Below are 24,605 nucleotides of genomic sequence, written 5' to 3'. Positions count from 1 at the left end.
AACATAACACAGCTCCGCGCGATATGCTGAACTGATTCAGCAAACCGCACGAGGGAGTGTCATGTCCACGCAACGCCGCCGCACGACCCTCGCGGACGTCGCGGAGCGCGCGGGCATGTCCAAGGCCGCGGTGAGCATGATCATGAACGACCGCCCCGGATCCCGGCTGTCCGCGGACGCCGTCGAGCGGGTCCGCGCCGCCGCGGCGGAGCTCGACTACCGGCCGAACCCCGCGGCCCAGGTGCTGCGCCGCGGGAAGACCAGGACGATCGGGTTCATCTCCGACGAGGTCACGCTCACCCGGCACGCCTCGGGGCTCATCGGCGGTGCGCTCGAGGTGTCGAAGGCCCACGACCACACGATGCTCATCGCGGAGACCGAGGGGATCGAGGGCGGTCTCGCCCGCGCCTTCGAGACGATGATCGACCACCGGGTCGACGGCATCCTCATCGGCCTCCTCGGCGCCCGCCTCATCGACCTCCCCGCCACCTCGACCGGTGTCCCCGTCGTCGTGCTCAACGGAGCGTCCTCCTCAGGACACGCGAACGTCCTGCCCGATGAGCGCGCGGCCGGGTACGCGGTCGCGAAACGGCTCGTCGACGCGGGTCACCGACGGATCGGCGTGGTCGGCGACCTGCCGCAGGACGTCATCAGCGACCCACGACAGAGTGCGACGGTGGCGCTGCGCTTCGCGGGCATCGCCGCGGCCTTCGCGGAGGCCGGGATCGAACCTGCTCGGGTCGACATCGTCGAGTGGCAACCGGAACCCGGTTACGAGGCGACGGCCACGCTCCTCGAGCGCCATCCGGACGTTACGGCGATCCTCGCCGCGAACGACGGCGTCGCCTTCGGTGCTTACCAGGTGCTGCTCGAACAGGGGCGTCGGATCCCGCAGGACGTCTCCGTCGTCTCCTTCGACGACGAGATCCTCGCCGGCTACCTGCGCCCGGGCCTCACCACCGCGCGGCTGCCCTACCAGGAGATCGGCGCGCTCGGAGCCTCGATGCTCCTCGGCCAGCACGCCCTCGGGCACGAGCTGGTCACCATGCCGATCATCGAGCGGGACTCGCTCATCGCCGCGGTGTCGACCGACGCCGGTTGACGCCACCCGACCCTCGGATCCAGCAGAGAGAGATGCCATGCACGCAGCCCCCACGACCGACGTCCTCATCGCCGGCGAGACCCTCATCGACATCGTCCGGCGGCTCGACGGGACGCAGGCGGAGAGCCCCGGCGGCAGCCCGGCGAACGTCGGGATCACCCTCGGCCGGCTGGGCCGCGCTCCGGCCCTGGTGACCCATGTGGGCGACGACGAGCGAGGCGCGGCGATCCGCTCCTGGCTCGACGCGTCCGCGGTGGCCCTCGTGTCGGCTCCGACCGGTCGGACGTCCACGGCGCAGGCGACCCTCGACGCCGAGGGTGCGGCCACCTACGAGTTCGACCTCTCGCTCGATCTGGAGGCCTCGGGTGCGCCGGACGCCGCCGTCGTCCACACCGGCTCGATCGCCTCGGTCCTCGAGCCGAGTGCCGACCGCCTGCGCGAGCTGGTCGAGGCGCGTCGTCCCTCGGCACTCATCACCTACGACCCGAACATCCGGCCATCGCTCATCGACGACGCAGCTCGCGTGCGTCAGTCGGCCCTCGACTGCATCGCACGCGCCCACGTCGTGAAGGCGAGTGACGAGGACGTCGCGTTCCTCCTGCCCGGTGTGGCGCCGGTGGACGCCGCTCGGGAGTGGGTCGCGGCCGGGCCGGGACTCGTGGTCGTGACGATGGGTGGTGACGGGGCGGTCGCGGTCAGAGACGGTTCCGTGCTCGAGATCGAGACGCCGCGGGTGCAGGTGGCCGACACCGTCGGTGCCGGCGACACGTTCATGGGTGCGCTGATCGACGGACTGCTGACCGCCGGTATCGCTGGGCCCGGGGCCGAGGAGCGACTTCGTGAGGTGTCCGACGAGGTGCTGCAGCAGCTGCTCGACCGCGCCGCACGGGCCGCGAGCATCACGGTGTCGCGGCCCGGGGCGAACCCGCCCACCTCGGCGGAACTCGACGCCTGAGGCCCTCGGAGCCTGAGCGTCAGGATAGCTGGGGCGCCGGGTCTTCCGTCCCGGCGAACCGCTCCGATGACACCACCTGCTGAGCCGCCCGACGGAGGGCGAGGATCAGCGGTTCGGTGAGCACGGTGCCGAGCACGATGTACTGCACCGCGAGCTCGGGGGAGTCCGCCGGGATGCCGTCGATCTCGGCTTCGGCGATGCTGCGCGCTGCGTCGACATAGCGGTCGAGCACCGCGGGTGGCACGGTGAAGCCGGCTCGTTCCAGGGTGTCCAAGGCCCCGGCCAGGCCGGCGAGGAGTCCGGGATCGCACTGCGCCTCGATGCCGCCGAGTCGTTCGTAGAGCTCCAGTGCGCGGGTCGTGTCGACCGGACCGCTCGGGCGCGGGGTGACGGCGGTGTGGGCGACGCCGAGGAGGTCGTAGGGGCCCGCCGGCGGTGAGTCCAGCGCGGCGACGACGTTGCGGGTCTCCGCGATGCTCACGCCGGCGGTGAGTAGCGCGCGGATCACGCGGAGCCGGGACACGTGTGCGTCGCCGTAGCTCGCCTGGGTCGCCGAGGTGCGCTCGCCCTCCGGGAGGAGTTGCTCGCGGAGGTAGTACTTGATGGTCGCCACCGGCACCTCGGACACCGCCGCGAGTTCCGAGATCCTCATCCTGTCCTCCTCGTCTGGATAGTGCTACTATCCAACTTGGATAGCGTCACTATCGAACAGGAGCAGTCTATGTCACGCGTCGTCGTCGGCCGAATCACTCATCGTCACGAGGGTGAGCTCGTCGTGTTCCACATCGGGATGACCATCAACCAGTGGTGGCGGGTGGACAAGTGGCTCCCGATCTTCGGTGACATGCCGCGCATGCTGCAGGAGCTCATGTCCGACCCGGAGTCCGGGCTCCTCGGTTCGCACATCCTGATCGGTTCCAGCGGCCCGTACCTCGTCCAGTACTGGTCGTCGATCGACAAGCTCTACGCCTACGCGTCAGCGCCGGCCTCCGCCCATCGGCCTGCCTGGTCTCGGTTCAACAAGCGCGCCCGGTCCGCGCCGAAGGCCGTCGGCGTCTGGCACGAGACGTTCCTCGTCGATCGCGCCGAGAGCATCTACGTCTCGACCCCGTCCATGGGGCTGCCCGCGGCGACCGAGGCGGTGCCCGTCGGGTCGCGGCAGCAGCACGCGCGACAGCGGTTCGCCGACGGCCGGACCGGTGCGTCGGAGGCGTCGGCCTGACCGCTCGTGTGTTGAGATGGGCGGGTGGACCTCCAGAAGCAACCTGCCGCCGCGGCGTCGCATCCCACCCGCAACCGTCTCGGCGTCGTCGCGCTGATCCTGGGCATGCTGCTCGTCGGTCCGGTGATGATCGCGATCGGCGTCGGCCTCCGGCTGGCGGACGACCAGTTGCTGGAGACGGGGACGCGCACCACCGGCACGATCACCGAGGTGCAGGACGGTGTCGAGGCCTCCGACCTGGACTTCCGGGTCGACTACCGGTCCACCGACGACGTCGTGCACTCGGTGTGGGAGTCCTGGGACATCAGCGACCGGCCGTCCGTCGGCGACGAGGTCGTGATCGTGTACCGGGCGACAGACCCGGGGGCGGCGGGCGTCGAGGGCTATGGGGGCGAGGGCGAGTGGATGACGGGCCTCGGAGCGGTCCTCACCGTCATCCTCGGGGGGTCAGGCGTCATGATGCTGGTGATGGCCGCCCGTGGCAGGTCGGAGCGTGCACAGGCGCGCCGTGCGGCGATCCAGGCTTCCGCCGGTCAGCGGTAGCGCGGCGGAACGGCGAACGGCGCAGAGACGAGGGCGGCACCCTGCGGCACCTCGCCCTCGCCGCGCCGGATCGGACCGCGCAGGGCAAGGGTGATCCGCAGGCCGTCGGCGGGATCGTGCGCGGTGTCCGGCTGCTCGAAGTTCAGCGTCGGAGGGTCCTCCGAGGTGCTGTAACTCAACAGGATCATCGAGCTCGACCCCGAAGCCCGCAGCCGCGGTCTCGAGAGGCGCACCGAGGATTCGCGCACGGTCAGGACCTCATCGCGGTGCAGGATGCGTCCGGGGCCGTTCAGCTCGTTCCCGCCCGCGCGGACCGCGACCTGTGGGCCGGCGAAGCCGACGATCGCGTGGTTCATGTCGTCGGGAGCGGCGATGAGTCCGGCGGCGTCACGGAGCTCGACGACCTGCAGGCGCCAGCGGATGCGGCGGTCGACGTCGGTGCTCGTCCAGACGTCTCGCACGCTACCTCGGCCGCGGTCGAGTGGTTGCCGCACGAGGTCGGCGAACCGGACGAGCCGGGGCGGGCCCGGGTCGGCCGGTGGTCGTGACGCGACGTCGACGAGGACGAGATGAGCGGGGGTGGCAGCCGGTTCGGGTCCAGCTGCTCCGCGCATCTCGTCCTCGTCGGGTCGGGTCGGGCAGGTCGTTCAGATCGGTGGATCAGGCCTTGTCGTCGACGAGGATGTAGCCCTCTTCGCCGTGGACCACGGTGTCGATGCCGGCGATCTCGTCCTCGTTCTTCACGCGGAACCCGATCGTCTTCTCGATCGCGAAGCCGATGATGAAGGCGAGCACGAAGGAGTAGATGAGGACGGCGAACGCGGCGATCGCCTGGACGAGCAGCTGCGAAGCGTCACCACCCATGAAGAGGCCGGTGCCGTTGGCGAAGAAGCCGAGGTACAGGGTGCCGATGAGACCACCGACGAGGTGGATGCCCACGACGTCGAGCGAGTCGTCGAAGCCGAGCTTGAACTTCAGGTCGATCGCGAGCGCACAGACCGCGCCGGCGACGACACCGAGGACGATGGCCCAGATCGGGTGCAGCGAACCGCACGCCGGGGTGATGGCGACGAGACCGGCGACGGCACCCGACGCGGCACCGACGGAGGTCGGCTTGCCGTCCTTGATCTTCTCGACGACGAGCCAGGCGAGCAGGGCTGCTGCCGGGGCCGCGATGGTGTTGACGAACACGAGTGCCGCGGTGCCGTCGGCCGCCAGTTCCGAACCGGCGTTGAACCCGAACCAGCCGAACCAGAGGAGACCGGCGCCGAGGAGGACGAACGGCGGGTTGTGGGGGACGTAGGCGCCCTTCTTGAATCCGACACGACGACCGAGGACGAGCGCGAGGGCGAGCGCTGCCGCACCGGCGTTGATGTGGACCGCGGTACCACCGGCGAAGTCGATGACGCCGACGCCGAAGACGTCCTGCAGGCCGTGCGTGATCCAACCGCCGTAGGCGAAGCTGCCGTCGTCGGCGAGGCCGAAGTTGAACACCCAGCTCGCGACCGGGAAGTAGACGACGGTCGCCCAGATGCCGGCGAAGATCATCCAGGAGCCGAACTTCGCGCGGTCGGCGATGGCGCCGGAGACGAGGGCGACGGTGATGATCGCGAAGGTGGCCTGGAAGGCGACGAAGGCGAGTGGCGGGTAGGCCGCTCCCTCAGGCGTCTCGAGGGCGGCGGTCAGACCGATGTTCCCGGTGTCGATCGCCCAGGGGGCGACGGTGCCTTCGGAGCCGGGGAACGCGATCGCGTACCCGTAGAGCACCCAGAGGACGCCGATGAGGCCGAGTGCGCCGAAGCTCATCATCATCATGCTGATGACGCTCTTCGCCTTGACCAGGCCGCCGTAGAAGAACGCGAGCCCTGGTGTCATGAGCAGCACGAGTGCCGCTGATATCAGGATGAACGCTGTGTTTCCTTGATCCATTCGAGGTGCCTCTCCGCAGGGACGCGGCTGGAGCGCGTCGGGTGCGCCCAGCGTGACACCGGCGTGTTTCCGATGGCCTGTGCGCGTGTTTCCGGCACGTTGCGGAATCGGCCGCTGCGTAAACAGCACATGACGGATCGCTCGACGTACAGTGGGGGACGAACGGAAGGGAGCCCCGATGTCGACATCGAGCACACCCGAGGACGGCCCACAGGTCGTCCGCAACGACGAGCGTCACGAGTACGAGATCAGAGTGGGGGAGCGCGTCGCCGGGATCGCCGGGTACCGGGAGGAACCTGGTCGCATCCTGTTCACCCACACCGAGATCGATCCCGACTTCGGCGGGCAGGGGCTCGGCAGCGTCCTCGCCGCCGCGGCGCTCGACGATGCGGTCGAGCGAGGACTGACGATCGTGCCGTACTGCCCCTTCATCCAGGCCTACCTCCGTAAGCACCCGGACTTCAGTGGCGAGGTGTCCTGGCCCGAGTGACCGGTCGTCACCCGGTGCGTGGCAGCCGGAGCAGGACGGCCTCGCACCGGTAGCCCTGCGAGCTCGCCATGTCCCCGCGGAACCAGAGGAGCGAGACGGCCGAGGGGTCGCCGGGTGCGACGATCGGCCGCAGGTTGTCGACGTCGGAGTCCTCTGTGACGGGCGTCCAGGCCCAGGTCGCCCCGTCGTCGTCGGTGTGACCGTGAAAGATCTCGTGGTGGGCGAGCGGTTGGTCGTCTCGGGGATCGATCGGCGTCGAGACGTAGAGTGAGTCGAGGTCGTCCGGGTCGATCGCCACGAGTCCGGTGTAGTCCTGCTCGTGCGGGAGGAGGCCGGGGCCGGCGAGGGCGAGTGGGTGTACCTGCCAGGAGCCGCCGGGCGTGAGGCGGGCGAAGAGGAACCGGTGGTCCAGGACGGGCCGGAGTCGTTCGGTCGCCTCGTCCGGATGCGCTGGTCCGTCGTCGGCGCGGGCGGAGACGACGGCGGCCACGGTGCCGTCGGGGGCTCGTCGCACGTCGACGGTCCAGCAGTGGGAGAGTCGGTCGCCGGCCCAGCTGGCGCCGTCGGGCATTCGTGAGCCGGCGGCGACGAGGGTGGTGAGCTCGACCTGCGAGGGTGCGTCGCCACGCAACGGATGCGGGTCGACGACGGCGCCGTCGGTTCGGTGGAGCCCGTCGGCGTCGAGGAAGCCGTGGTAGACGCTGTTGTCGTAGTCGCGCGGGTGGTGGTCGGTGGTGATGAGGTCGATGCGACCGGGGGAGGAGACGTAGCGCGTGTAGCCGTTGACGTAGCCGACCTTCGGCCGCGTGAACAGCTTGCCGGCGTAGTTCCAGGTGTCGCCGTCGTCGTCCGACACGAGCGCGCACTGGTCGTCGTTGACGGCGCGGGCGAAGCAGTACAGGCGGCCGTCGAGTTCGTGGAGGTTCGAGTAGGTCACGCCGAGTCCGCCGGTGTGGGCGCTCCAATCGAACGTGTGCTCGGGCCCCCAGCGGCGTGGGTCGTGTGGTTCGCTGATGCGCCAGCGGGTGAGGTCGTCGGTCTTGTGGCGGGTGTACATCGCGAGCCAGCGCCCGTCGCGCCGCCGCCAGAGGGCCGGGACGTCGTGGTCGTCGGACTCGAGGCGTTCGTGTAGGACGACGATGTCGGCCGTGCCGGTGCGGAGGTCGACGACGGTGACCTCGACGTTGCCGCCGCGCTGCTCGCCGTCGACGCCGCCCGTCGACGCGATCGAGCCGACGACGAGGAGGTTCGAGGTCGGATCGACGAGTGCGCGCTCGTCCTGGAACCAGCACCAGGCGGCGTTGTCGTTGACGACGATCGGCATGGTGGAGGTGTCGTTTCGGCGCAGCATCGCGACCTTCCGGGTGGGGTTCCGGACGAGGTTACCGGTGCGGGCGGCGCTCGGCAAGCGCTTTCCCAGACGTGGTGCGGCTCGGAGCGCGCTCTGGCCGGCAGAGGGGCCGGGCGCACCCCTGGTGGGCCTCCTCCGGTCACCGAGGTGTCACGACCCAGCTGCCCTTCGACAGGCTCAGGGACCGAATCGTTCCCGGTGAGTGTCTCCGGCTCACCGAGGTGTCACGACCCAGCTGCCCTTCGACAGGCTCAGGGACCCAGGCGTTCCCGGTGGACCTTCTCCGGTCACTGAGCCTGTCGAAGTGCCCACGAGGACGCCTCATCGTTCCGGGCGCACCTCTCCCGCTCACTGAGCTTGTCGAAGTGCCCACGAGGACGCCTCATCGTTCCGGGCACACCTTTCCCGGTCACTGAGCTTGTCGAAGTGCCCACGAGGACTCCTCGTCGTTCCGGGCACATCTCTCCCGGTCACTGAGCTTGTCGAAGTGCCCACGAGGACGCCTCATCGTTCCGGGCACACCTTTCCCGCTCACTGAGCTTGTCGAAGTGCCCACGAGGACTCCTCGTCGTTCCGGGCACATCTCTCCCGCTCACTGAGCTTGTCGAAGTGCCCACGAGGAACCCTTCGATCTGCGTACGCCGAGGCAAGTCAGAACGGTGCGGGATCCGGTTCCGTCCGATACTGCTTCCCATCGGGTGTTGTCCAGTCGAGGACCCCGCCGGGCCGATGGTCGAGGTTCCAGCCGGGGAGGTGCTTCATCCGGTGGTGATGTCGACACAGGCAGGCGAGATTGCCGACATCTGTTGCGCCGCCGTCCTGCCAGGCGACCGAATGGTCGAGGTCACACGCTCGGGCTCGCCTGCCGCAGCCTGGCGCCCGACAGGTGCCGTCCCGAAGTCGCACCGCCCGTTGGAGGTCAGCGGGAACCCGGTACTGATTCCGCCCGACCGACAAGACCGCGCCGGTTTCCGGCTGGACGAGGATCCTGGTGAAGCTCGGTGCATTGACCGCGAGCCGGGCGGCGGTCTCGGGATCGATCGGACCGTAGCCGTCGAGCATGCCGGGTGCGTCGGAGACGCCGGCCATGCTGAGCGCCGGGACCGTGATCTGCACCGTGGGCTTGATATGCTCCTGGACCTCGATCGGGTGTGGGAGCACCGGGCTCGACATCACATCTTCCGGAGTCACGCCAGTGAGTGCGAGCGCCGCCAGGGCATCTGCCTGCAGCTGGGCGCACGTGCGGGTGTCACCGGCGTTACGTGACTCCGCCGCGGCCGCCTCGATCCGCTCGGCGATGCCCTGCGCGATGGGCGCGGTGGTGAACAGGTGCACCCAGGCCATGCCATCGGCGGCCGGTTCGAACTCGACCCGGCGGTCGGCCTCGGAGCGGACCGCTCGGGCGGTGATCGATTCGGGGTGGAGGCGCTCGCGCAGGACACGGGCGTGTTGCCGGAGGTACGAGACGGTCGCACTCTCGGCGACCGGCAGCACCTGCTCGAGGAACACCGCCCGCCCAGCAGCAGGGACGTCGCAGAGCTGGTCGGTGATCACCTGCGCATGCCGCGCCGAGATGCGGCCGGCCTCCAGTGACGCGAGTACGGTTGGTGCGTCGTTCACGAGGCGCTCGGCGTCGTTGGTCGCCCGTTGGATCGTCCGCTCCGGTATTCGGGTCGCCATCGCGAGAGCCGCGCAGGTCGACCGGCGAGAGAGCGCCCGGCGCTCGGCCGGCGGGAAGATCGCGGGGACCGTGGCGTCTGCGAACGCGTCCGCATAGGCGGCGGAGCGGGCGAGGAGGCGCGCCTTGCGTGCGTCGAGGACGGCCTGCTGCCGGTGGATCTCAGTCCACTCGTCCGAGAACTCCGCCAGCTGCGCGGCGTAGTCATCGCCGACGCGGGTCGCGGTGAGGGTGGTCTCGGTCATGGAACCAGTCCACCATGGACCACTGACATTCCAGATGGTGAGTCGGAGCGGCTGTGGGAGATTCTCGTGTGCCCTTCGACAGGCTCAGGGAGCGGTGGAGGATCACCGGATTCGGGCGGTCGCTCGTGTGCCCTTCGACAGGCTCAGGGAGCGGTGGAGGATCACCGGATTCGGGAGGTTGCTCGTGTGCCCTTCGACAAGCTCAGGGAGCGGTGGAGGATCACCGGATTCGGGCGGTCGCTCGTGTGCCCTTCGACAGGCTCAGGGAGCGGACGAGGTTCCTCCCGGACGGGAGTGGTCCGGCATGCCGCTCCTGGTCACCGAGCCTGTCGAAGTGCAGAGGTTCCTCGTGTGCCCTTCGACGGACTCGGGGACCGGGAGGAGATCACCGGAGCGCGTGGTTCCTCGGGTGCCCTTCGACAGGCTCAGGGACCGGGAACAATGCCGCGGAGCATGCCCGAAGTCGGTCGGTCGCGCAAGTTGTACTTGAGTAGTCCAGTGTTATGCCAGGATCTCAGTAACGTGTACCTCGATCGAAAGACGCCATGAGTTCCAACACCACCCCCGAATACCCCGCGACGCCGACGTACGGGCAGCCGTACGCGCCCGCTCCGATCCGCGGCGCCGCCTCGCCGGAGGATCTGACGCTCCCGCTCTACGGGGCGACCTTCCCGCAGGCCATCAAGCGCTACCTCCGCAAGTACGCGACCTTCACCGGCCGCGCCTCGCGGAGCGAGTACTGGTGGGCCACGCTGTTCGTCTTCCTCGTCGCGCTCATCCCCAACATCCTCTTCATCACGGGTGTCGTGATCGGGTCCGTGTCGGCCGCCGCGCAGCGTGAGCCGGTCGTGTTCGACGGCATCACCAGTTCCAAGACGTACTACACCCAGCCCGGCATCCTCGAGATCCCCGGAGCCGCTCCCTTGATCCTGACCGGGCTGGTGCTCCTCGGCCTCATCTGGCTGGCGACCATCGTCCCGAACCTGGCCATCGCCTGGCGCCGCCTGCACGACGCCAACTTCCCCGGCCCGTTCTACTTCCTCTCGCTCATCCCGTCGGTCGGCGGCCTCATCCTGTTCGTCCTCTTCCTCCTGCCCTCGAAGCCTGAGGGCCAGCGGTTCGACACAGTGCGCTGAGTCGCAACCTGACGACCGGAACGGGCCGGTGTGGACGCAATCGTCCTCACTGGCCCGTTCTCTGTCCCGCAGGACGTGCGTGGACGCCTCAGCCGGCCGCCGCGACGTCGAGCACCCACGTGACGCCGAACCGGTCCGTCACCATGCCGAAGCCGGGGCTCCAGGCGGATGCGGCGAGCTCCTCGACGACCGAACCTCCGACGACGAGTCGGTTCCAGAACACCTCGACCTCCGCGAGCGTCTCGCCACGCACCGCGACGAAACAGGACTGCTCGGTGACCGTCGTCCCGTGCTCGCGGCGGGTCGTTCCAGTGCCGATCAGTGACGCCGCCGGAGCTCCCGGGCTGTCGTACGCCATCACCCGGAAGCCGTCCTCGGATTCGACCTGACCGAAGACGACCAGGTCGGCACCCGGGGCGTCCTTCGGCATCCCGAAGTCGCTGTAGCTCGCGATCGTCGTCCGCCCGCCGAAGACGGACTGGTAGAACTCCAGCGCAGCGCGGGCGTCTCCCTGGAAGTTGAGGTGGGTCGTGGTCGTGATGCTCATGTGTGCTCCTCGAGTCGTGCCGGGCTCCTCCCGGTCGAGCACCACTGTCCCAAGCGTCTAGGACAGCTTGTGTCCTGCACTCGGACTACGCTCGCACCATGGCCTCACCGACCTCCCGACTCCTGCAGTTGCTCTCGCTCCTGCAGGCGCGGCGCGACTGGCCGGGTGCCCTGCTCGCCGACCGGCTGGACGTCAGTCACCGCACGATCCGACGCGACGTCGACCGGCTCCGCGAGATGGGGTATCGCATCGAGGCCACGATGGGGCCGGACGGCGGGTACCATCTCGACGCCGGGAGCGAGCTCCCGCCGCTGCTCTTCGATGACGAGCAGATCGTCGCGCTCACCATGGCCCTCCAGACCGCCGCCGTCGCGGGATCCGGGTTCGAGGAGCCCGCGCTCCGAGCACTCACGACCGTGAGACAGGTCCTGCCGTCGCGGCTGCGGCATCGACTCGACGCCCTCGACGTCACCTCGGTGCCTCGCTCAGGCAACGGACCGACCCCGCAGGTGGCCGTGCCGGTCCTCCTCGCGCTGTCCGCCGCCATCAGCGCGCGGGAGGTGCTCCGGTTCGGGCGATCCGACGACGATCCGGTACCTCCCCGGCGCGTCGAGCCACACCACCTGGTCACCTCCCAGGGGCGCTGGTACCTCGTGGCCTGGGACCTCGACCGCGACGACTGGCGGATCTTCCGCGCCGACCGCATCGCGCCGAGGACGCCGACCGGGCCGCGATTCCGTCCGCGTGAGTTGCCAGGTGGAGATGTGCAGACGTTCGTGGCGGCGAGGTTCAAGGGATCCGAGCAGACCGACGCCTGGCCCTGTATCGGCACCGTCGTGCTCCACCTGCCGTTCGAGGCGGTCCGACCGTTCGTGGGCGACGGCACCGCCGAGCCCCTCGGCCCGGACCGCACGCGCTACACCGCCGGCGCGTGGTCGTGGGTGGCGCTCGCCGCCTCCCTGAACCGCTTCGACTCCGACATCGACGTCGTCGAGCCGTCCGAGCTCGTCACCGCGTTCGCGCAGCTCGCGGAGCGCAATGCCACGACCGCGCAGACCGTCAGCCGTGGAGCGCGTCGTCCGGCGGACCGAGACGCACCGCGGTGAACCGGACCGTGAGACCGGCGCGCGTCGGGGCCGCGCAGAAGAGTCCCGCCTCGACGTCGGCCTCCGGGTCGAGGTGGGCGACGCGGACCAGTCGCCAGCCCTCGTCGTCCACCCGTGCGCGCACGGTGACGGCGTCGCCGTCGCGGCTCGCGCGCACGGTCACCGTTCGTCCGAGCCAGTCGGGGACCGGTGCCACCGACCAGTCGGAGGTGCCGTGCGTGACGACCGCGCCGAGCTGGGCGACCCCGTCGGACACCTCGACCCCGGCCTTGATCCACGTCGCTTCGGAGGCGCGGAGGAACACACCGGCCTGATCGAACTGCTCGGAGCCGTCGAGGACGAACGACACCTCGATCGCCGCCCGTCGCTGCATCGGCGCGATCAGCGCATGCTCCGTGTCGTGGACGAAACCGTAGGAGGTGTGCCGCCAGGCGTCACTGCCCTCGACGGCGGTGACGAGCAGGGAACCGTCCGGCTCCGTCGTCACCGCCGCAGGGGCCGTCGTCCAACGTCCGTGTTCGACAAGGCTCTGGAGATCCATCCGTCCATCCTGACGTATGGATGCGTGCGCTCGCCTCAGATCGCCGTGCCGAACTCGCGGATCGTGATCCCCGAGGCGGTCAGCGGCCCGCCATCGGAGTAGAGCGAGATCCCCGTGTCGCCCTCGGCGAAGTGCACCTGCTGCGAGACGACGGTGTGACCGGCGTCGACGAAGACCTCGACGCTCTGCGTGTCGACGAAGACCCGCAGGTGGACCGAGCGTGCAGCCGCGTCGATCGGTGCTGCGGCACGCGTGTACGGCAGCAGCGAGAAGCCGGCCAGGTCGGACGGTGCGCGGTCGACGTAGAGCTCGGCCCCGGCCTTCCCGATGTTGGTGTGTCGGGAGCCGTCCGCCGAGCGCCCGACGGAGAGACCGACGTTGGTCGCGGTGTCCCAGGTGAGGTCGAGCTCGATCTCGTACGCCCGGCCGCTCCAAGGCAGGACGGCGCTCCCGGTGACCGTCTGGTCCGGGAGGGAGACAGTCGAGGTCGCATACCCGGCCAGGGCGTCCACGGGTGAGCTGAGCAGGCTGTACCGACCACCGGACTGGGCCTCGAGTCGCAGCTCCCGGACGACGGAGTTCTGGCCGTTGTAGCCGTCCGAGGCGTCGGTGGGGACGTCGCGGGCCGCGTACTTCCAGTTGTTCATCCAGGCGATCGCGAGCCGGCGGTCGTCGGGCGACTCCGCCTTCGGCCAGGTGACGGCGGCGTACCAGTCCCAGCCCCAGTCCAACCACTGCGGGGTGAGGTCGTCGGCCGTGAACCGCGTCCCGTCCCAGGTGCCCGTCCAGTAGGCGTAGGTCATCGGCAGGCCGATCGAGTAGGCGTCCATGCTGGCGCCCAGCACCCAGTGCCAGCTGCCGTCACCCGCTCGCATCTGGAACAGGTCCGGGCACTCGATGCCGCCGAGGTCGTGGTTCGGGAAGTCGAAGTTGTGCTGCAGCTGCCACGTCGTGAGGTCGGGCGAGGTGTAGAAGGCCGCGTAGCGCGCCCGGCCGATGACGCACACCCATTCGTTCCTGGCCGCGTCCCAGTGGACCTTCGGGTCCCGGAACCATTCGGCGTTCTCGATCTCCGCCGTGGTCTGGGCCGCACGTCCGTCGGTGTTCACGATCACCGGGTCGGGGAGCATCGTGAACGTGAAGCCGCCGTCCGTCGACCAGTAGAGGTACTGCTCCTGGAACTTCCGGACGCCGTCCGTGGGCTGCGTCGCGAGGGCGATGACCGCGCCCGCCCCGAAACCGGCGGTGTTCGCGGTGTCGACGACGGCGGATCCCGACCACACCGGGAAGTCCGGTTGCAGCGGCATGACGGTCCCGTGGTGGGTGAAGGCGACGCCGTCGGTCGTCGTCGCGTGATCCCAACCGCCCGGGCCGTTGTTCTGGCCGGAGTGCAGGTAGTACAGCTGGTACGCGCCGTTCGTGAACACCGGTCGTTGCGGGTCGCAGAGCCACCCCGACGGCGGCGTCATGTGGAACACCGATCTGAGGGAGGCCTGCGCCTGTGCGGTGGTCTGCGCCTGTGCGGCGAGGGGTGTGCCGGCACTCGCGAACAGGGCGAGCGCCCCGAGGCCGGCGCCCTGGAGGACGGTCCGGCGGGAGAGGTCGTGCGTCATTGCGGTTCCTTTCGTCGGTGCCACGGGCGCGCCGAAGGCACCCGTGGCGGGGATGGTGCTGGATCGTGCGGTGGAGGACTGCTCAGGCGGGCGCGTGCGCCTGGTCGGTGGCTGGCACCCGGTCGAGGACGGTGACGGCCACCGAGACGGGACTGGCGCGTTCGCTCGCGACGGTCAGCGTCGGTCGTCCGCTCCCCAGGAGGACGAGGTCGGAGACGGTGGCGAGACCGCCGTCGACGAACAGCTCGAGCAGCGGGCCGTCGAGGCTGAGGAGGAGCCGCGCCGGACGGTCACCGGCGAGCGGGACGATGCTCGTCGAGGCGAAGTCGGGGTGCACCGTGTCCATGGCACCGCCCGACCGGGCGACGGAGAGTGACGCCGCCGCCGGGTCGTGGACGATGAGGACCGCTCCGCCGGTGTCGGCCGTCAGTCGGAGCCGCAGCTCACCCGTGATCGACGGATCCCAGCGCAACTCGACTACGCCGTCGCCATCGAGCGCCAGGTCGACGGCGTCCGAGGACAGGGCGACGGTCGTCGGTTCGATCGCGGCCAGTCGTTCCCGGACGAAGGCCGGCGGCTCCTGCACGAGTCGCGGCTGGCCGTCGACCGTGGTCAAGGACAGGCGTCTGGGGAGCGACATCGCGCCCCGCCACGGCGAGGCGGGCAGGTCGGCCGCGTAGCGCCAATTGCTCATCCAGCCGAGGATCACCGCTTCGCCGTCCGGAGCGCCGTCGAACCCGACCGCCGCGTAGAAGTCCCGACCGTGGTCGAGCCGCTGCAGCTCTGCCCGCTCAGGCGTGAACGCCGTGCCGTCGAAGTCGCCGACGAGATAGCTCATCGACGATCCGTCCGGGTCCTGCGCGTCGCCGATCGGGTTGGTGCTGAGGAGCAGGACCCACCGGAGCTCGTCCGGGCGGCCGTCGACCGCGAGCGGGATGAGGTCGGGGCACTCCCACACGACGCCGGTGGGACCGAACGGACCGACGGTGCTGACGTGCTCCCAGGTTCGGAGGTCGGTGGAGGAGTACACGAGGACCTGACGCTCCACGGCTTCCACCGTCAGCATGATCCAACGGAAGCCCGCGGCGTCCTCATACCGGATGATCTTCGGGTCCCGGAACGCGTGCGAGCCGCGGTCGAGGATCGGGTTGTCCGGGTCGCGCTGCCAGGTGAGCCCGTCGTCATCACTGGTCGCCCGGGACTGCGCCTGCCGACCGTCGGTGGACACGCTCGTGTAGTACGCCGTGAGGCGTCCGCCGGGACCCGCGGCGACCACCGATCCCGAGTACACCTGCTCCTCGGCGCTGTACCGCAGGGCGACCGGATGCTCGTCCCAGTGCTGCAGGTCGACGCTCGACGCGTGACCCCAGCTCATGTTGCCCCAGTCGCCACCCTCCGGGTTGTACTGGAAGAACGCGTGCCACCGCCCGCGGTGGAAGACCAGGCCGTTCGGGTCGTTCATCCAGTTCCGCTCGGGCGTCAGGTGGAAGCCGGGCCGTGGAAGGGCGTGCTGTTCGTCGTGCACGGTCGCGCCCTCAGACGGAGTGACGCGGGACGGCCGGGCAGGCGATGAGCTGCGGCCCGGCGGGCAGCGCGGCGTCGAGACCGAGCAGCCGACGGACACCGGCCGCCCCGAGCTCGTAGTGGGGGAGGGCGACCGTCGACAGCGGTGGCCGGAGGTGGGCGGCGATGACGTCCTGGTTGTCGAACCCCATGACGGCCATGTCGTCGGGGATCCGCAGTCCGCGCTCGCGCAGGCCGTCATAGAGGCCCATCGCTACACGGTCGTTGTGGCAGAACACCGCGGTGGCGCCCGAGTCGACGACCTCGGCGGTCGCCGCGTACCCGCCCTCCTGCTCTGGTGAGGCCGGGAACACGAGGGCGTCGTCGAACGCCACCCCCGCCGCCTGCAACGCCGATCGGTACCCGGCGAGCCGGCCGGTCTGTGCCGGTGAGGGGGTCGTCGTGTTGACGAACGCGATCCGTCGGTGACCGGCCGCGAGCAGCGCCTCGGTCGCGGTCCGCCCGCCCTGCTCCTCGTCGGGGACGACGGCCGGGAGCCCGCTGCCGGCGGCGTAGCAGTCGACGAGCACGGTGTCGGTCTGGAGGAGCGCCTCCGGCACGGTGATCTCGTGGTGGAACCAGGTCGAGTAGAGGATCCCGCGGACCTGGTGCTCGAGCATCATCGCGATGGCCTCCTCCTCGGCGGCCGTGTTGCCGTCGGTGTTGGCGACGAGCAGGACGTAGCCGTGGCGCCACGCCTCGTCCTGGGCGCCGTGGATGATCTGGCCGGCGAACGGGGTCGTCGCGATCGCGTCGGCGACGAGGCCGATGAACCGGGAGTGCCCCTGGGACAGCGTCTTCGCGAGGGCGTTCGGCCGGTAGCCGAGCTCCGCCACCGCCTCGTGCACCCGACGCTTGGCGTCTTCGCCGATCCGCGACCCCGGCTTGTCGTTGACGACGTGGGAGACGGTCGCCACGGAGACGCCGGCGGCCTTCGCGACGTCGCGCATCGTGATGCCCGAGGTGTTCTTCGGGTGGTCTGAGCCGGGCTTCGGCTGGTCGGTGCTGCTCATCCCTTGGTCGCTCCGCTCTCGAGGCCGCTGATCATCGCTTTGTTCAACACGAGGAACACCAACAGCAGCGGTGTGACCGTGACGCAGACGGCGGCGAACGTCGCCGTCCAATCAGTGTTCCCCATCGCCCCGATGTAGTTCTGCAGGCCGAGCGGGATGGTCTTCAATCCGTCGGAGAGCACGAAGGTGTTCGCGAAGATGAAGTCGTTCCAGATGAAGATGCTGTTGACGAGCACGACGGTGATGATCGTGTTGACCGAGAGCGGGAAGGTGATCTGGCCGAAGATCCGGTACGGACCCGCCCCGTCGAGCGACGCGGCCTCGTACATCTCCCTCGGGATGTACTCGTAGAACGACGAGAACAGGTAGACCGCCATCGGCAGGGCGAACGCCGCCAGCGGGATGATCATCGACAGGTGGGTGTCGAGCAGGCCGACCTGCGAGTAGTCGATGAACAGGGGGACGAGCGCGATCTGCACGGGCACGATGATGCCGAGGAGGAACAGACCGCGGACGAGCCCGCTGAACCGGAACCCGAGGACCTGGAGCGCGTACGCCGCCATCATGCCGGCGATGACGATCAGGGCACTCGACCCGAGGGTGACGATCAGGCTGTTGACGATGTTGAGCCCGAGGTTGCCGGTCGAGAACGCCCGCGCGTAGTTGTCGAGTGTCCACTCGGACGGCAGCGCGAAGGGGTTGCCACCGGCGAAGTCCGCCGCCGTCCGGAAGCTCGTGAGCAGCAACCAGACGAGCGGGTAGACCTGGACGAGCACGATCGCGACGACGGTCACGGTGAGGATCGTCCGCTGCACCCGCACGCGCGGGGTGTGCCGGGGCTTCCGCTTCGGTGCCGGCGCCGCCGGGGGCGCGACGGCTTCGGTCGGCCGGGCTGGGAGGGTGGCGGTCATGACTTGTCCTTCCGTCGGAGCAGCAGGAAGATGAGGCCGACGGCGACGAGACACTCGACGACGATGAACATGGAGATCGCGCTGGCGTAGCCGTAGTCCGTGTGGACGAACGCCGTCTTGTACATGTACGTGGTCAGCAGCTCGGACGACTGACCGGGCCCGCCGTTCGTCAGCAGGTACGGGATGTCGAAGCCGCGGAGGGCGAAGGTCGTCGCCATGACCGTCGTCGTGATCCACACCGGCCGGATGTACGGGAAGCGGATCCGCCAGAAGATCTGCCACCAGGAGGCGCCGTCCAGCCTGGCGGCCTCCTCGAGGTCGCGGGGCACGGCCATGAGGGCGGCGTAGATGATGAGCATGTACAGGCCGGTGAACCGCCAGCCCTCGGGGATCGACACGGCCGCGAGGACCGTCTGCACGTTCGACAGCCAGGCCGTCTGGAGGTCGCCGAGGCCGACCCACGCGAGCAGCTGGTTGATCAGCCCGACCGGCTCGAGGGCGTACAACCGCTGGAACAGGATGGCGATCGCGACCGTCGAGATGACGGCAGGCAGGAGGTACAGCGTCTTGACGAGCTCGCGGGCCCGGGGGAGGGCCGTGAGCAGCCCGGCGACGAGGAGCGCGCCGCCGAGCTGGAGCACCAGACAGATCGCGAGGTAGCCGAGGGCGTTGCCGAAGGAGGTCCAGAAGACGTCGTCACGCGTGAGCATCTTGACGTAGTTGTCGAGTCCGACGAACGCCATGTCCGTGATGCCGTCCCACGAGAAGAGGCTGAGGAACAGCGACTGCACGATCGGCAGCAGCACCGCCACACCGTAGAGGACGAGCGGCGGCACGAGGAACACGAGCACCGACAGGGTCGACCGGCGGGGCAGCATCGAGGTGGACATCGGCTTCCGCCGCCGCGGTGGGCGGGCCGGTGCCGCGCCCACCGCGCTCTGGGTGAGCTCAGTCATCGACGTTCTCCGTGAGGGCCGCATCCATCGTCTTGATGAACTCGTCCGGCGTGATGTCGCCCTGCACCAGCAGGGTCAGCTCCTGCTGGAGTCGGGTGTTCGTGGCCGGGTCGAGCTGGGTGTCCCAGGGCATGGCGATCGCCGGTCCGACGCCGTCGGCCTGCGCCACGGAGCTCGCGTACAGCTCGGTCGCGTTCGCGGGGACGGTGGTCTGCGCGGAGGTCGTCGGCGACAGGGCGCCCGTCGCCGCGTAGAGCTCCGGGTAGCGCTCGAGGGCGAACGCGAGGAAGTCGCGCACGAGCGGGTCGTACGTCTTCGCGTTCACGGCCATGCCGATGCCGGAGGGGGTGACGTACTCGTTGTCGGCGGTGACGGCACCGTCGATGGTCGGCAGCGTGAAGGTGCCGACCGCATCACGGACGCCGGGGTCGAGCGCATCCGTCGCGAGGTTCGAGAGCTCCCAGGTGCCGATGTTGTAGACCGCGGCCTTCCCCGAGGTGAAGAGCGCCTGCGCGTCCGCGTAACCGGTCGAGGAGAAGCCCTCCTGGAAGCAGCCGGCCTGCCCGAGGTCGTACAGCCACTCGGCTGCGGCCTTTCCGGCCGGGTCGGAGAAGGAGGCCTTCCCGGCCTTCAGGTCCTGGATGTACTCGGGACCCGCCATCCGGAACGGGTAGTAGGCCATGTAGCGTTCGAGCGGCCACTGGTCCTGACCGTCGAGCGCGATCGGGGTGACGCCCTTGGCGCGGAGTGCCTTGCACATGGCGGGGAAGTCGTCGAGCGTGGCCGGGACGGTGACACCGGCGTCCTCGAGCAGGGAGCGGTTGTACCAGAAGAACTCCAGCTGGAACTCGAACGGCACCATGTACAGCGAGCCGTCGTCGAACCGCTGGTAGTTGAGCGCCGCCTCGCGGTAGGAGTCGGCGAGACCGAGGTCTTCGAGGAGCAGGTCGACGTCGACCATCCGGCCCTGCTTCGCGAGCTTCTGCGCGAAGGGGGTCGCGTCGGTGTCGAAGAGCTCGGGGAGCTTGTTCGCGGCCGCGAGGGTCTCGTACTTCTGGATGTAGGACGGGCGGTCGGGCGTCGTGATGAGGTTCAGCGAGAAGCCGGGGTGGTCCTTCGCGTACTCGTCGGCGATCTGCTCCATCGCGGTGATCACCCCGCCGTCGGCCGGGCGGGAGAGCAGCCACGAGATCTCGCGGGGGACGATGTCGCCCTTCGGGTCGACGTCGGTCGGGTCCGTGGCGCTCGATCCGCCGGCACAGCCGGAGAGGGCGAGTGCTGCAGCGGCGACGAGCGCCACGAAGGCGGTGCCGCGGGTGGGGCGCATGGTGCGGGGGCGTGCGGTGGTTGGCATGGTCGGAATCTCCGTTGATCGATCACAGGTGGGTGCGGGTGTGCGGGTGGTGGTGCAGCAGGGCGGAGCGTGGTGCCGGGATCAGGACGTGGTGCTGGTGAGGAGTCGGTGTGAGGTGGGGTCGTCGTCGGAGTCGCCGCCGTCGCGTTCCAGGAGCGTGCACGCCTCGACGGTGACGGTCCCCTCGCCGACGAAGACGCCGACGCGACCGGTCGGTCGGTCGTACAGGCGCGTGCTGAGGACGACCGCGTCGTCGACGGTCGCGACGCAGAGGTCGCCGTCGACGATCACTTCGAGCTCGTGCAAGCCGGGGGTGAGGTGGCAGGGGCGTTCGAGTTCGACGACGAACGGGACGTCGCCCGAGATCTGCCACTGCTCCGTGCCGGTGCTGGAGCGGGGCCAGCGGTCGAACACGAGGCGGTCGCGCTTCGGCTCCAGGCGCAGGACGTAGCCCTCGTCGCCGTCGTCGCTCGCCCGGAGGAGGACACCGCACTCGGTCGTGCCGGGGGCGATGTCGAACCGGGCGACCAGCCGGAAGGAACTCGGCGCGTCCACGGCCGACAGGGCGTCGGCGTACCCGTCGGGGGCGCTCAGGACCGTGCCCGAGGTGATGACGGCGTCCGTCCGCTCCTCGGCGGGTCCGAACGTCTCGCGGAGTTCGACCGGCGGATGGAAAGCGAGGGTGCCGTCGGCGCGCTGCTCCGCTTCGAGGACCGACATGGTGCCGGCCCACTGCCAGGCGCCCGCGTCGTGGGCTCCCTCACGCGAGGCGATCCAGCCGAAGAAGAACCGGCGTCCGTCGCGGGCGGCGGACTTCGCCGCATAGTAGGCGCGTCCGTCGAGCGTGTCGTGCTCGGGGACGAGCCAGGGGCCGTGCAGGGTGCGCGACATCCGGTAGCGCGTCGTGAACGACTCGCTGAACTCGGAGTACACGAGGTACCACCAGTCGCCCCACTGGAAGACCTCGGGGCACTCGTGAGCGATGTAGCGGCGCGGGTCCCAGAACGGCTCGACGGGTTCCCAGGTCGAGAGGTCCGTGGAGGTGCACTGGGCGATGACGCCGCGACGCCGTTCCGGGCCGTGTGCGTGCCGGGCGGTGATGAGCATCCGCCAGACGTCCGCGTCCTCGTCCCAGAAGACGAAGGGGTCCCGCCAGTCGGCGGTCTCATATCCTGCGGTGGCGCCGAAGGTGTCGGCCTCCCGGCGCTCCCAGGTGCGCATGCCGTCGGTGCTGATGGCGTGCATGACGAGTTGCAGCGCCAGACCGTCGGCTCCGCGGCGCTCCGGGTGCTGTCCTGTGTAGAAGACGTGGTGGACCCCGTCGGGGCCCAGGACGATGCTCCCCGTGTAGACGTTGAAGTCCGGCGCGGACGGTCCGCCCGACGCCAGTGCCTCGCCGAGCTCGTCGAAGTCGACGAGGTTGCGGGTGGTCACGCGATGCCACGGCATACCGATCTTGGGCACGCGACGCGACTCGTGCAGGTAGAGGAGGTGGAAGACACCGTCCTCCTGCCAGGGGATGACGTCTCCGACCCATGCGCCATTCGGCTGGTGGAACCCTCGTTGGTTCATGACGTCCTCTGCAGTGAGTGGTTAATCGGTTACGCAGTTACCGTAGCGGGACGCCGAGAAGGTGGTCAAGCGGTTAAGCAAAGTTAAGCAGCTCGATCGTCGACTTGCCTCATGTGACGTTCGAACGTATGTTCGACACATGACCCGCCCGCGTCCGATCCGCCTCGACCACGACACGTGGCTCGTGATGCGGAATGACCCGGTGATCCCGAAGGCGGTCATCGAACGGCGCCGCGATCGGGGTGGTGCCGACGCGTACTTCGTCATCGCCTGGGACATCGATCCGCTCAAGCGGGTGTTGATGAGTGTGCAACCGAGCCTGGAACGCGCCGACGCCCTCGTGCGGTACGACGTCCCGCGCACCACCTCCGACCGCGACGGACCGCCCAATGGGCTCAAGGCCACCCCGCGCTGATCCGCTCTGTCGGAGCGCGCCGTCGGGGAGTAGCGTTCCCGCATGGCGATCGATCCGAAGCTGCTCGACTGGTTGCTCGACGCCGATCCGGCTCTCCGGTGGCAGGTCGAACGAGACCTGGCGGGTGCGCCACCCGAGGTCTGGGAGGCGACGCGGAGCACCGTCGCGACGACCGGGTTCGGTGCCGAGCTGCTCGCGCATCAGGACCCCGACGGGCAGTGGGCGGGCGGCGCGTACTTCCCGGCCGGTTTCTTCGGCAGTGCCGAGCAGGAGGAGCCCGGGCAGCCCTGGGTCGGGACCACCTGGGCCCTCAAGGACCTCCGCGAGTGGGGCGTCGATGCCGCCGCCCTGACCGACACGGCCGAGCGCCTGGCGGTCAACAGTCGGTGGGAGTACGACGATCTGCCGTACTGGGGCGGTGAGGTCGACGTCTGCATCAACTCGTTCACGCTCGCCACCGGCGCCTGGCTCGGCGTCGACGTCACCCCGCTCGCCGCCTGGTTCACCACGCATCGCCTCGCCGACGGCGGCTGGAACTGCGAGGCGGAGGAGGGCGACTCGGTGCGGTCCTCCTTCCACTCGACCCTCAACGCGGTGCGCGGTCTCCTGGCGTACGAGGCGTACACGGGTGACTCGAGCGTCCGTGAGGCCCGGCAGGGTGGCGAGGAGTACCTCCTGACGCGACGACTCCTCAACCGGGCGACGACCGGGGAGCGGGTCGGCCCGTTCGTCGACCACCTGGTCTTCCCGAACCGCTACCGCTACAGTGCCCTCGCCGCCCTCGACCACTTCCGGGACGCCTCGCTCGCCGACGGCACGCCCCCGGATCCGCGCCTCGCCGACGCCGTCGAGCTCGTCCGTGCGGCTCGCCGGCCGGACGGGACCTGGCTCCAGGGGCGGCCCCTGCCCGGACGCGTCTGGTTCGACACCGACGTGCCGGAGGGCGAACCGTCGAAGTGGCTCACGCTCATCGGTTCCCGGGTCCTCGCCTGGTGGGACGACGCGGGCTCGGCAACCGCCCAGCAGACCCATCGACGACGTATGGACGGCTCATAGGAAGCCCATAGCCGGCACGCCGATGCTCGTCTCACCACCGATCGAGACCACCGATCGCAGACGAAGGCGAGGCGCACCATGAGCAGGATCCCGACACCCGAGACCACCCCGGACGGCCCGGCCTACGAGGGCCGCCTGCTCGACCGGGCCGACGAGGAGGTCGTCGACCAGGGCGTCGCGTTCGACCTCGGAACCCTCGTCAGCCGACGCACGGTGCTGAGCCTCGTGGGCGCCGGGGTCGGGGCCGTCGCGCTCGCCGCCTGCTCCACCGGGGCGTCCGGCAGCAGCAGCACGAGCACCGGCGCCGCGAGTTCCGGCACGAGCACCGCGACCGCGACCGGCGACCTCCCATCGGGCGAGATCCCCGACGAGACCGCGGGCCCCTACCCGGGCGATGGCTCGAACGGAGCCGACGTGCTCGAGGAGTCCGGCATCGTCCGCAGCGACATCCGGTCGAGCATCGGGTCCGGCACCACCGCGAGCGGGGTCCCCATGGCCCTCTCGCTCACCATCCTCGACATGGCGAACGGTGACACCCCGTTCGCCGACGTCGCCGTCTACGTCTGGCACTGCGACGCATCGGGCGGCTACTCGATGTACTCCGACGGGATCGAGGACGAGACCTACCTCCGCGGCGTCCAGGTCGCCGACAGCTCGGGGACCGTCTCGTACACCTCGATCTTCCCGGCCTGCTACTCGGGCCGGTGGCCGCACATCCACTTCGAGGTGTACCCCACGGTGAACGACATCTCCGACTCCGCGAACGCGATCGCGACCTCGCAGGTCGCCCTCCCGCAGGCGGCGTGCGACACCGTCTACGCGCTGTCGGACTACGACGGTTCGAGCGCGAACCTGGCCCAGGTGAGTCTCGACGACGACAACGTCTTCGGTGACGACGGCGGTGCCCTGCAACTCGCGACGGTGTCGGGCGACGCGACCTCCGGGTACCAGGTGGCGCTCACCGTCCGCGTGGACACCACGACGACGCCGACCGCCGGCGCCGCTCCGTCCGGTGGTGGTGGGGCCGGCGGTGGCGGAGGGACGCCCCCGAGCGGCCGCTGACCGCGCCGCGTCTCCTCGCATCCCCGACCCATCCCGTATCGACCCGAAAGGACCCGTCATGGGATTCCTCCAGAACCTCACGGGCTGGCACGCCCTCATCGTCCTCGCCGTCATCCTGCTGTTCTTCGGCGCGGCGAAACTCCCCAGCCTCGCCCGCAGCGTCGGGCAGTCAGCGCGCATCCTGAAGGACGAGGTGTCGGCCGACACCGACACTCGCGCCGACACGCCTGCCGCCTGATCATCGG

General features: G+C 69.6%; 25 protein-coding genes. 11 read left to right on the top strand and 14 right to left on the bottom strand.

The window, feature by feature from the left end:
* Positions 1-61: 61 nt before the first annotated feature.
* Both IFR14_RS15080 and IFR14_RS15075 read left to right on the top strand, forming a co-directional pair.
* Entirely contained in the window at positions 62-1,102 is a 1,041-nt protein-coding gene (locus tag IFR14_RS15080) for a LacI family DNA-binding transcriptional regulator (RefSeq protein WP_137243506.1), read from the top strand.
* 37 nt (positions 1,103-1,139) lie between these two features.
* A complete protein-coding gene (locus IFR14_RS15075; protein WP_137243505.1) occupies positions 1,140-2,057 on the top strand; it encodes a carbohydrate kinase family protein in 918 nt (305 codons plus the stop codon).
* 19 nt (positions 2,058-2,076) lie between these two features.
* On the opposite strand, the gene IFR14_RS15070 is transcribed toward IFR14_RS15075, so the two are convergent.
* The gene (locus IFR14_RS15070) at positions 2,077-2,709 is read right to left on the bottom strand and encodes a MerR family transcriptional regulator (RefSeq protein ID WP_137243504.1); all 633 of its coding nucleotides are present in this window, start codon (positions 2,707-2,709) and stop codon (positions 2,077-2,079) included.
* A 69-nt stretch (positions 2,710-2,778) separates the two neighbouring features.
* Between IFR14_RS15070 and IFR14_RS15065 the strand changes: the two genes are divergently transcribed.
* On the top strand, positions 2,779-3,279 hold the full coding sequence (locus tag IFR14_RS15065) for a DUF4188 domain-containing protein (RefSeq protein WP_191941564.1): 501 nt from the start codon (positions 2,779-2,781) through the stop codon (positions 3,277-3,279).
* A gap of 24 nt (positions 3,280-3,303) precedes the next feature.
* Entirely contained in the window at positions 3,304-3,822 is a 519-nt protein-coding gene (locus IFR14_RS15060; RefSeq protein WP_191941563.1) for a DUF3592 domain-containing protein, read from the top strand.
* Here IFR14_RS15060 and IFR14_RS15055 read toward each other — a convergent pair.
* The gene (locus IFR14_RS15055; protein ID WP_137243502.1) at positions 3,813-4,436 is read right to left on the bottom strand and encodes a hypothetical protein; all 624 of its coding nucleotides are present in this window, start codon (positions 4,434-4,436) and stop codon (positions 3,813-3,815) included. The two genes, IFR14_RS15060 and IFR14_RS15055, sit on opposite strands and share 10 nt — an antisense overlap.
* Before the next feature lie 46 nt (positions 4,437-4,482).
* On the bottom strand, positions 4,483-5,751 hold the full coding sequence (locus IFR14_RS15050) for an ammonium transporter (RefSeq protein ID WP_137243501.1): 1,269 nt from the start codon (positions 5,749-5,751) through the stop codon (positions 4,483-4,485).
* 178 nt (positions 5,752-5,929) lie between these two features.
* On the opposite strand from IFR14_RS15050, the gene IFR14_RS15045 reads away from it, so the two are divergent.
* Complete coding sequence (locus IFR14_RS15045; protein ID WP_137243500.1) at positions 5,930-6,241, top strand: GNAT family N-acetyltransferase; 312 nt, start codon at positions 5,930-5,932, stop codon at positions 6,239-6,241.
* Between the two features lie 7 nt (positions 6,242-6,248).
* On the opposite strand, the gene IFR14_RS15040 is transcribed toward IFR14_RS15045, so the two are convergent.
* Positions 6,249-7,649 carry a BNR-4 repeat-containing protein gene (locus IFR14_RS15040; RefSeq protein WP_249407029.1) on the bottom strand — a complete coding sequence of 467 codons (1,401 nt, stop codon included), beginning with the start codon at positions 7,647-7,649 and terminating at the stop codon, positions 6,249-6,251.
* A 594-nt stretch (positions 7,650-8,243) separates the two neighbouring features.
* Positions 8,244-9,515, bottom strand: coding sequence for an HNH endonuclease signature motif containing protein (locus IFR14_RS15035; RefSeq protein ID WP_191941562.1), 1,272 nt, complete (start codon positions 9,513-9,515; stop codon positions 8,244-8,246).
* A 545-nt stretch (positions 9,516-10,060) separates the two neighbouring features.
* Between IFR14_RS15035 and IFR14_RS15030 the strand changes: the two genes are divergently transcribed.
* A complete protein-coding gene (locus tag IFR14_RS15030) occupies positions 10,061-10,651 on the top strand; it encodes a DUF805 domain-containing protein (protein WP_191941561.1) in 591 nt (196 codons plus the stop codon).
* A gap of 88 nt (positions 10,652-10,739) precedes the next feature.
* Here the strand turns inward: IFR14_RS15030 and IFR14_RS15025 are convergent, their stop codons facing one another.
* Positions 10,740-11,198: a VOC family protein gene (locus IFR14_RS15025; protein ID WP_191941560.1), complete on the bottom strand. Its 459-nt coding sequence runs from the start codon at positions 11,196-11,198 to the stop codon at positions 10,740-10,742.
* A 98-nt stretch (positions 11,199-11,296) separates the two neighbouring features.
* Between IFR14_RS15025 and IFR14_RS15020 the strand changes: the two genes are divergently transcribed.
* Positions 11,297-12,304 carry a helix-turn-helix transcriptional regulator gene (locus tag IFR14_RS15020; protein ID WP_191941559.1) on the top strand — a complete coding sequence of 336 codons (1,008 nt, stop codon included), beginning with the start codon at positions 11,297-11,299 and terminating at the stop codon, positions 12,302-12,304.
* Here IFR14_RS15020 and IFR14_RS15015 read toward each other — a convergent pair.
* The 8 genes from IFR14_RS15015 to IFR14_RS14980 all read right to left on the bottom strand — a co-directional run bounded on the left by IFR14_RS15015 (position 12,258) and on the right by IFR14_RS14980 (position 21,827).
* Entirely contained in the window at positions 12,258-12,845 is a 588-nt protein-coding gene (locus IFR14_RS15015; protein ID WP_191941558.1) for a DUF1349 domain-containing protein, read from the bottom strand. The two genes, IFR14_RS15020 and IFR14_RS15015, sit on opposite strands and share 47 nt — an antisense overlap.
* A 35-nt stretch (positions 12,846-12,880) precedes the next feature.
* Positions 12,881-14,458 (bottom strand): glycoside hydrolase family 32 protein, encoded by a 1,578-nt coding sequence (locus IFR14_RS15010; RefSeq protein WP_191941557.1) that lies wholly within the window; start codon positions 14,456-14,458, stop codon positions 12,881-12,883.
* An 82-nt stretch (positions 14,459-14,540) separates the two neighbouring features.
* Positions 14,541-15,983 carry a GH32 C-terminal domain-containing protein gene (locus IFR14_RS15005; RefSeq protein WP_191941556.1) on the bottom strand — a complete coding sequence of 481 codons (1,443 nt, stop codon included), beginning with the start codon at positions 15,981-15,983 and terminating at the stop codon, positions 14,541-14,543.
* 10 nt (positions 15,984-15,993) lie between these two features.
* Positions 15,994-17,034 carry a LacI family DNA-binding transcriptional regulator gene (locus IFR14_RS15000; RefSeq protein ID WP_121294009.1) on the bottom strand — a complete coding sequence of 347 codons (1,041 nt, stop codon included), beginning with the start codon at positions 17,032-17,034 and terminating at the stop codon, positions 15,994-15,996.
* Positions 17,031-17,945, bottom strand: coding sequence for a carbohydrate ABC transporter permease (locus IFR14_RS14995; RefSeq protein ID WP_191941555.1), 915 nt, complete (start codon positions 17,943-17,945; stop codon positions 17,031-17,033). The genes IFR14_RS15000 and IFR14_RS14995 overlap by 4 nt, the downstream gene beginning before the upstream one ends.
* Positions 17,942-18,823 carry a carbohydrate ABC transporter permease gene (locus IFR14_RS14990; protein WP_056013507.1) on the bottom strand — a complete coding sequence of 294 codons (882 nt, stop codon included), beginning with the start codon at positions 18,821-18,823 and terminating at the stop codon, positions 17,942-17,944. The genes IFR14_RS14995 and IFR14_RS14990 overlap by 4 nt, the downstream gene beginning before the upstream one ends.
* A 70-nt stretch (positions 18,824-18,893) precedes the next feature.
* Complete coding sequence (locus IFR14_RS14985) at positions 18,894-20,255, bottom strand: ABC transporter substrate-binding protein (RefSeq protein WP_446728097.1); 1,362 nt, start codon at positions 20,253-20,255, stop codon at positions 18,894-18,896.
* Positions 20,256-20,336: 81 nt separating this feature from the next.
* Positions 20,337-21,827: a glycoside hydrolase family 32 protein gene (locus IFR14_RS14980; RefSeq protein ID WP_191941554.1), complete on the bottom strand. Its 1,491-nt coding sequence runs from the start codon at positions 21,825-21,827 to the stop codon at positions 20,337-20,339.
* Positions 21,828-21,966: 139 nt separating this feature from the next.
* On the opposite strand from IFR14_RS14980, the gene IFR14_RS14975 reads away from it, so the two are divergent.
* From IFR14_RS14975 to IFR14_RS14960, 4 genes are all read left to right on the top strand, one after another.
* Complete coding sequence (locus IFR14_RS14975) at positions 21,967-22,242, top strand: hypothetical protein (RefSeq protein ID WP_079706952.1); 276 nt, start codon at positions 21,967-21,969, stop codon at positions 22,240-22,242.
* 42 nt (positions 22,243-22,284) lie between these two features.
* On the top strand, positions 22,285-23,298 hold the full coding sequence (locus IFR14_RS14970; protein WP_191941553.1) for a squalene cyclase: 1,014 nt from the start codon (positions 22,285-22,287) through the stop codon (positions 23,296-23,298).
* A gap of 78 nt (positions 23,299-23,376) precedes the next feature.
* Positions 23,377-24,360: an intradiol ring-cleavage dioxygenase gene (locus IFR14_RS14965; protein WP_137243488.1), complete on the top strand. Its 984-nt coding sequence runs from the start codon at positions 23,377-23,379 to the stop codon at positions 24,358-24,360.
* A gap of 58 nt (positions 24,361-24,418) precedes the next feature.
* Positions 24,419-24,598: a twin-arginine translocase TatA/TatE family subunit gene (locus tag IFR14_RS14960; protein WP_137243487.1), complete on the top strand. Its 180-nt coding sequence runs from the start codon at positions 24,419-24,421 to the stop codon at positions 24,596-24,598.
* Positions 24,599-24,605: the final 7 nt, after the last annotated feature.

The sequence above is a fragment of the Plantibacter sp. CFBP 8775 genome (assembly GCF_014839505.1).
Classification (GTDB): domain Bacteria; phylum Actinomycetota; class Actinomycetes; order Actinomycetales; family Microbacteriaceae; genus Plantibacter; species Plantibacter auratus.
Note: the sequence above shows the minus strand (reverse complement) of the source record. Positions and strands in the feature narration are given on the sequence as shown.

Coding starts and splice junctions, on each gene's coding strand:
- IFR14_RS15080 (WP_137243506.1), top strand. CDS start 62: ATGTCCACGCAACGCCGCCGCACGACCCTCGCGGACGTCGCGGAGCGC.
- IFR14_RS15075 (WP_137243505.1), top strand. CDS start 1,140: ATGCACGCAGCCCCCACGACCGACGTCCTCATCGCCGGCGAGACCCTC.
- IFR14_RS15070 (WP_137243504.1), bottom strand. CDS start 2,709: ATGAGGATCTCGGAACTCGCGGCGGTGTCCGAGGTGCCGGTGGCGACC.
- IFR14_RS15065 (WP_191941564.1), top strand. CDS start 2,779: ATGTCACGCGTCGTCGTCGGCCGAATCACTCATCGTCACGAGGGTGAG.
- IFR14_RS15055 (WP_137243502.1), bottom strand. CDS start 4,436: ATGCGCGGAGCAGCTGGACCCGAACCGGCTGCCACCCCCGCTCATCTC.
- IFR14_RS15050 (WP_137243501.1), bottom strand. CDS start 5,751: ATGGATCAAGGAAACACAGCGTTCATCCTGATATCAGCGGCACTCGTG.
- IFR14_RS15045 (WP_137243500.1), top strand. CDS start 5,930: ATGTCGACATCGAGCACACCCGAGGACGGCCCACAGGTCGTCCGCAAC.
- IFR14_RS15035 (WP_191941562.1), bottom strand. CDS start 9,515: ATGACCGAGACCACCCTCACCGCGACCCGCGTCGGCGATGACTACGCC.
- IFR14_RS15030 (WP_191941561.1), top strand. CDS start 10,061: ATGAGTTCCAACACCACCCCCGAATACCCCGCGACGCCGACGTACGGG.
- IFR14_RS15025 (WP_191941560.1), bottom strand. CDS start 11,198: ATGAGCATCACGACCACGACCCACCTCAACTTCCAGGGAGACGCCCGC.
- IFR14_RS15020 (WP_191941559.1), top strand. CDS start 11,297: ATGGCCTCACCGACCTCCCGACTCCTGCAGTTGCTCTCGCTCCTGCAG.
- IFR14_RS15015 (WP_191941558.1), bottom strand. CDS start 12,845: ATGGATCTCCAGAGCCTTGTCGAACACGGACGTTGGACGACGGCCCCT.
- IFR14_RS15010 (WP_191941557.1), bottom strand. CDS start 14,458: ATGACGCACGACCTCTCCCGCCGGACCGTCCTCCAGGGCGCCGGCCTC.
- IFR14_RS15000 (WP_121294009.1), bottom strand. CDS start 17,034: ATGAGCAGCACCGACCAGCCGAAGCCCGGCTCAGACCACCCGAAGAAC.
- IFR14_RS14995 (WP_191941555.1), bottom strand. CDS start 17,945: ATGACCGCCACCCTCCCAGCCCGGCCGACCGAAGCCGTCGCGCCCCCG.
- IFR14_RS14990 (WP_056013507.1), bottom strand. CDS start 18,823: ATGCTGCCCCGCCGGTCGACCCTGTCGGTGCTCGTGTTCCTCGTGCCG.
- IFR14_RS14985 (WP_446728097.1), bottom strand. CDS start 20,255: ATGCCAACCACCGCACGCCCCCGCACCATGCGCCCCACCCGCGGCACC.
- IFR14_RS14980 (WP_191941554.1), bottom strand. CDS start 21,827: ATGAACCAACGAGGGTTCCACCAGCCGAATGGCGCATGGGTCGGAGAC.
- IFR14_RS14975 (WP_079706952.1), top strand. CDS start 21,967: ATGACCCGCCCGCGTCCGATCCGCCTCGACCACGACACGTGGCTCGTG.
- IFR14_RS14970 (WP_191941553.1), top strand. CDS start 22,285: ATGGCGATCGATCCGAAGCTGCTCGACTGGTTGCTCGACGCCGATCCG.
- IFR14_RS14965 (WP_137243488.1), top strand. CDS start 23,377: ATGAGCAGGATCCCGACACCCGAGACCACCCCGGACGGCCCGGCCTAC.
- IFR14_RS14960 (WP_137243487.1), top strand. CDS start 24,419: ATGGGATTCCTCCAGAACCTCACGGGCTGGCACGCCCTCATCGTCCTC.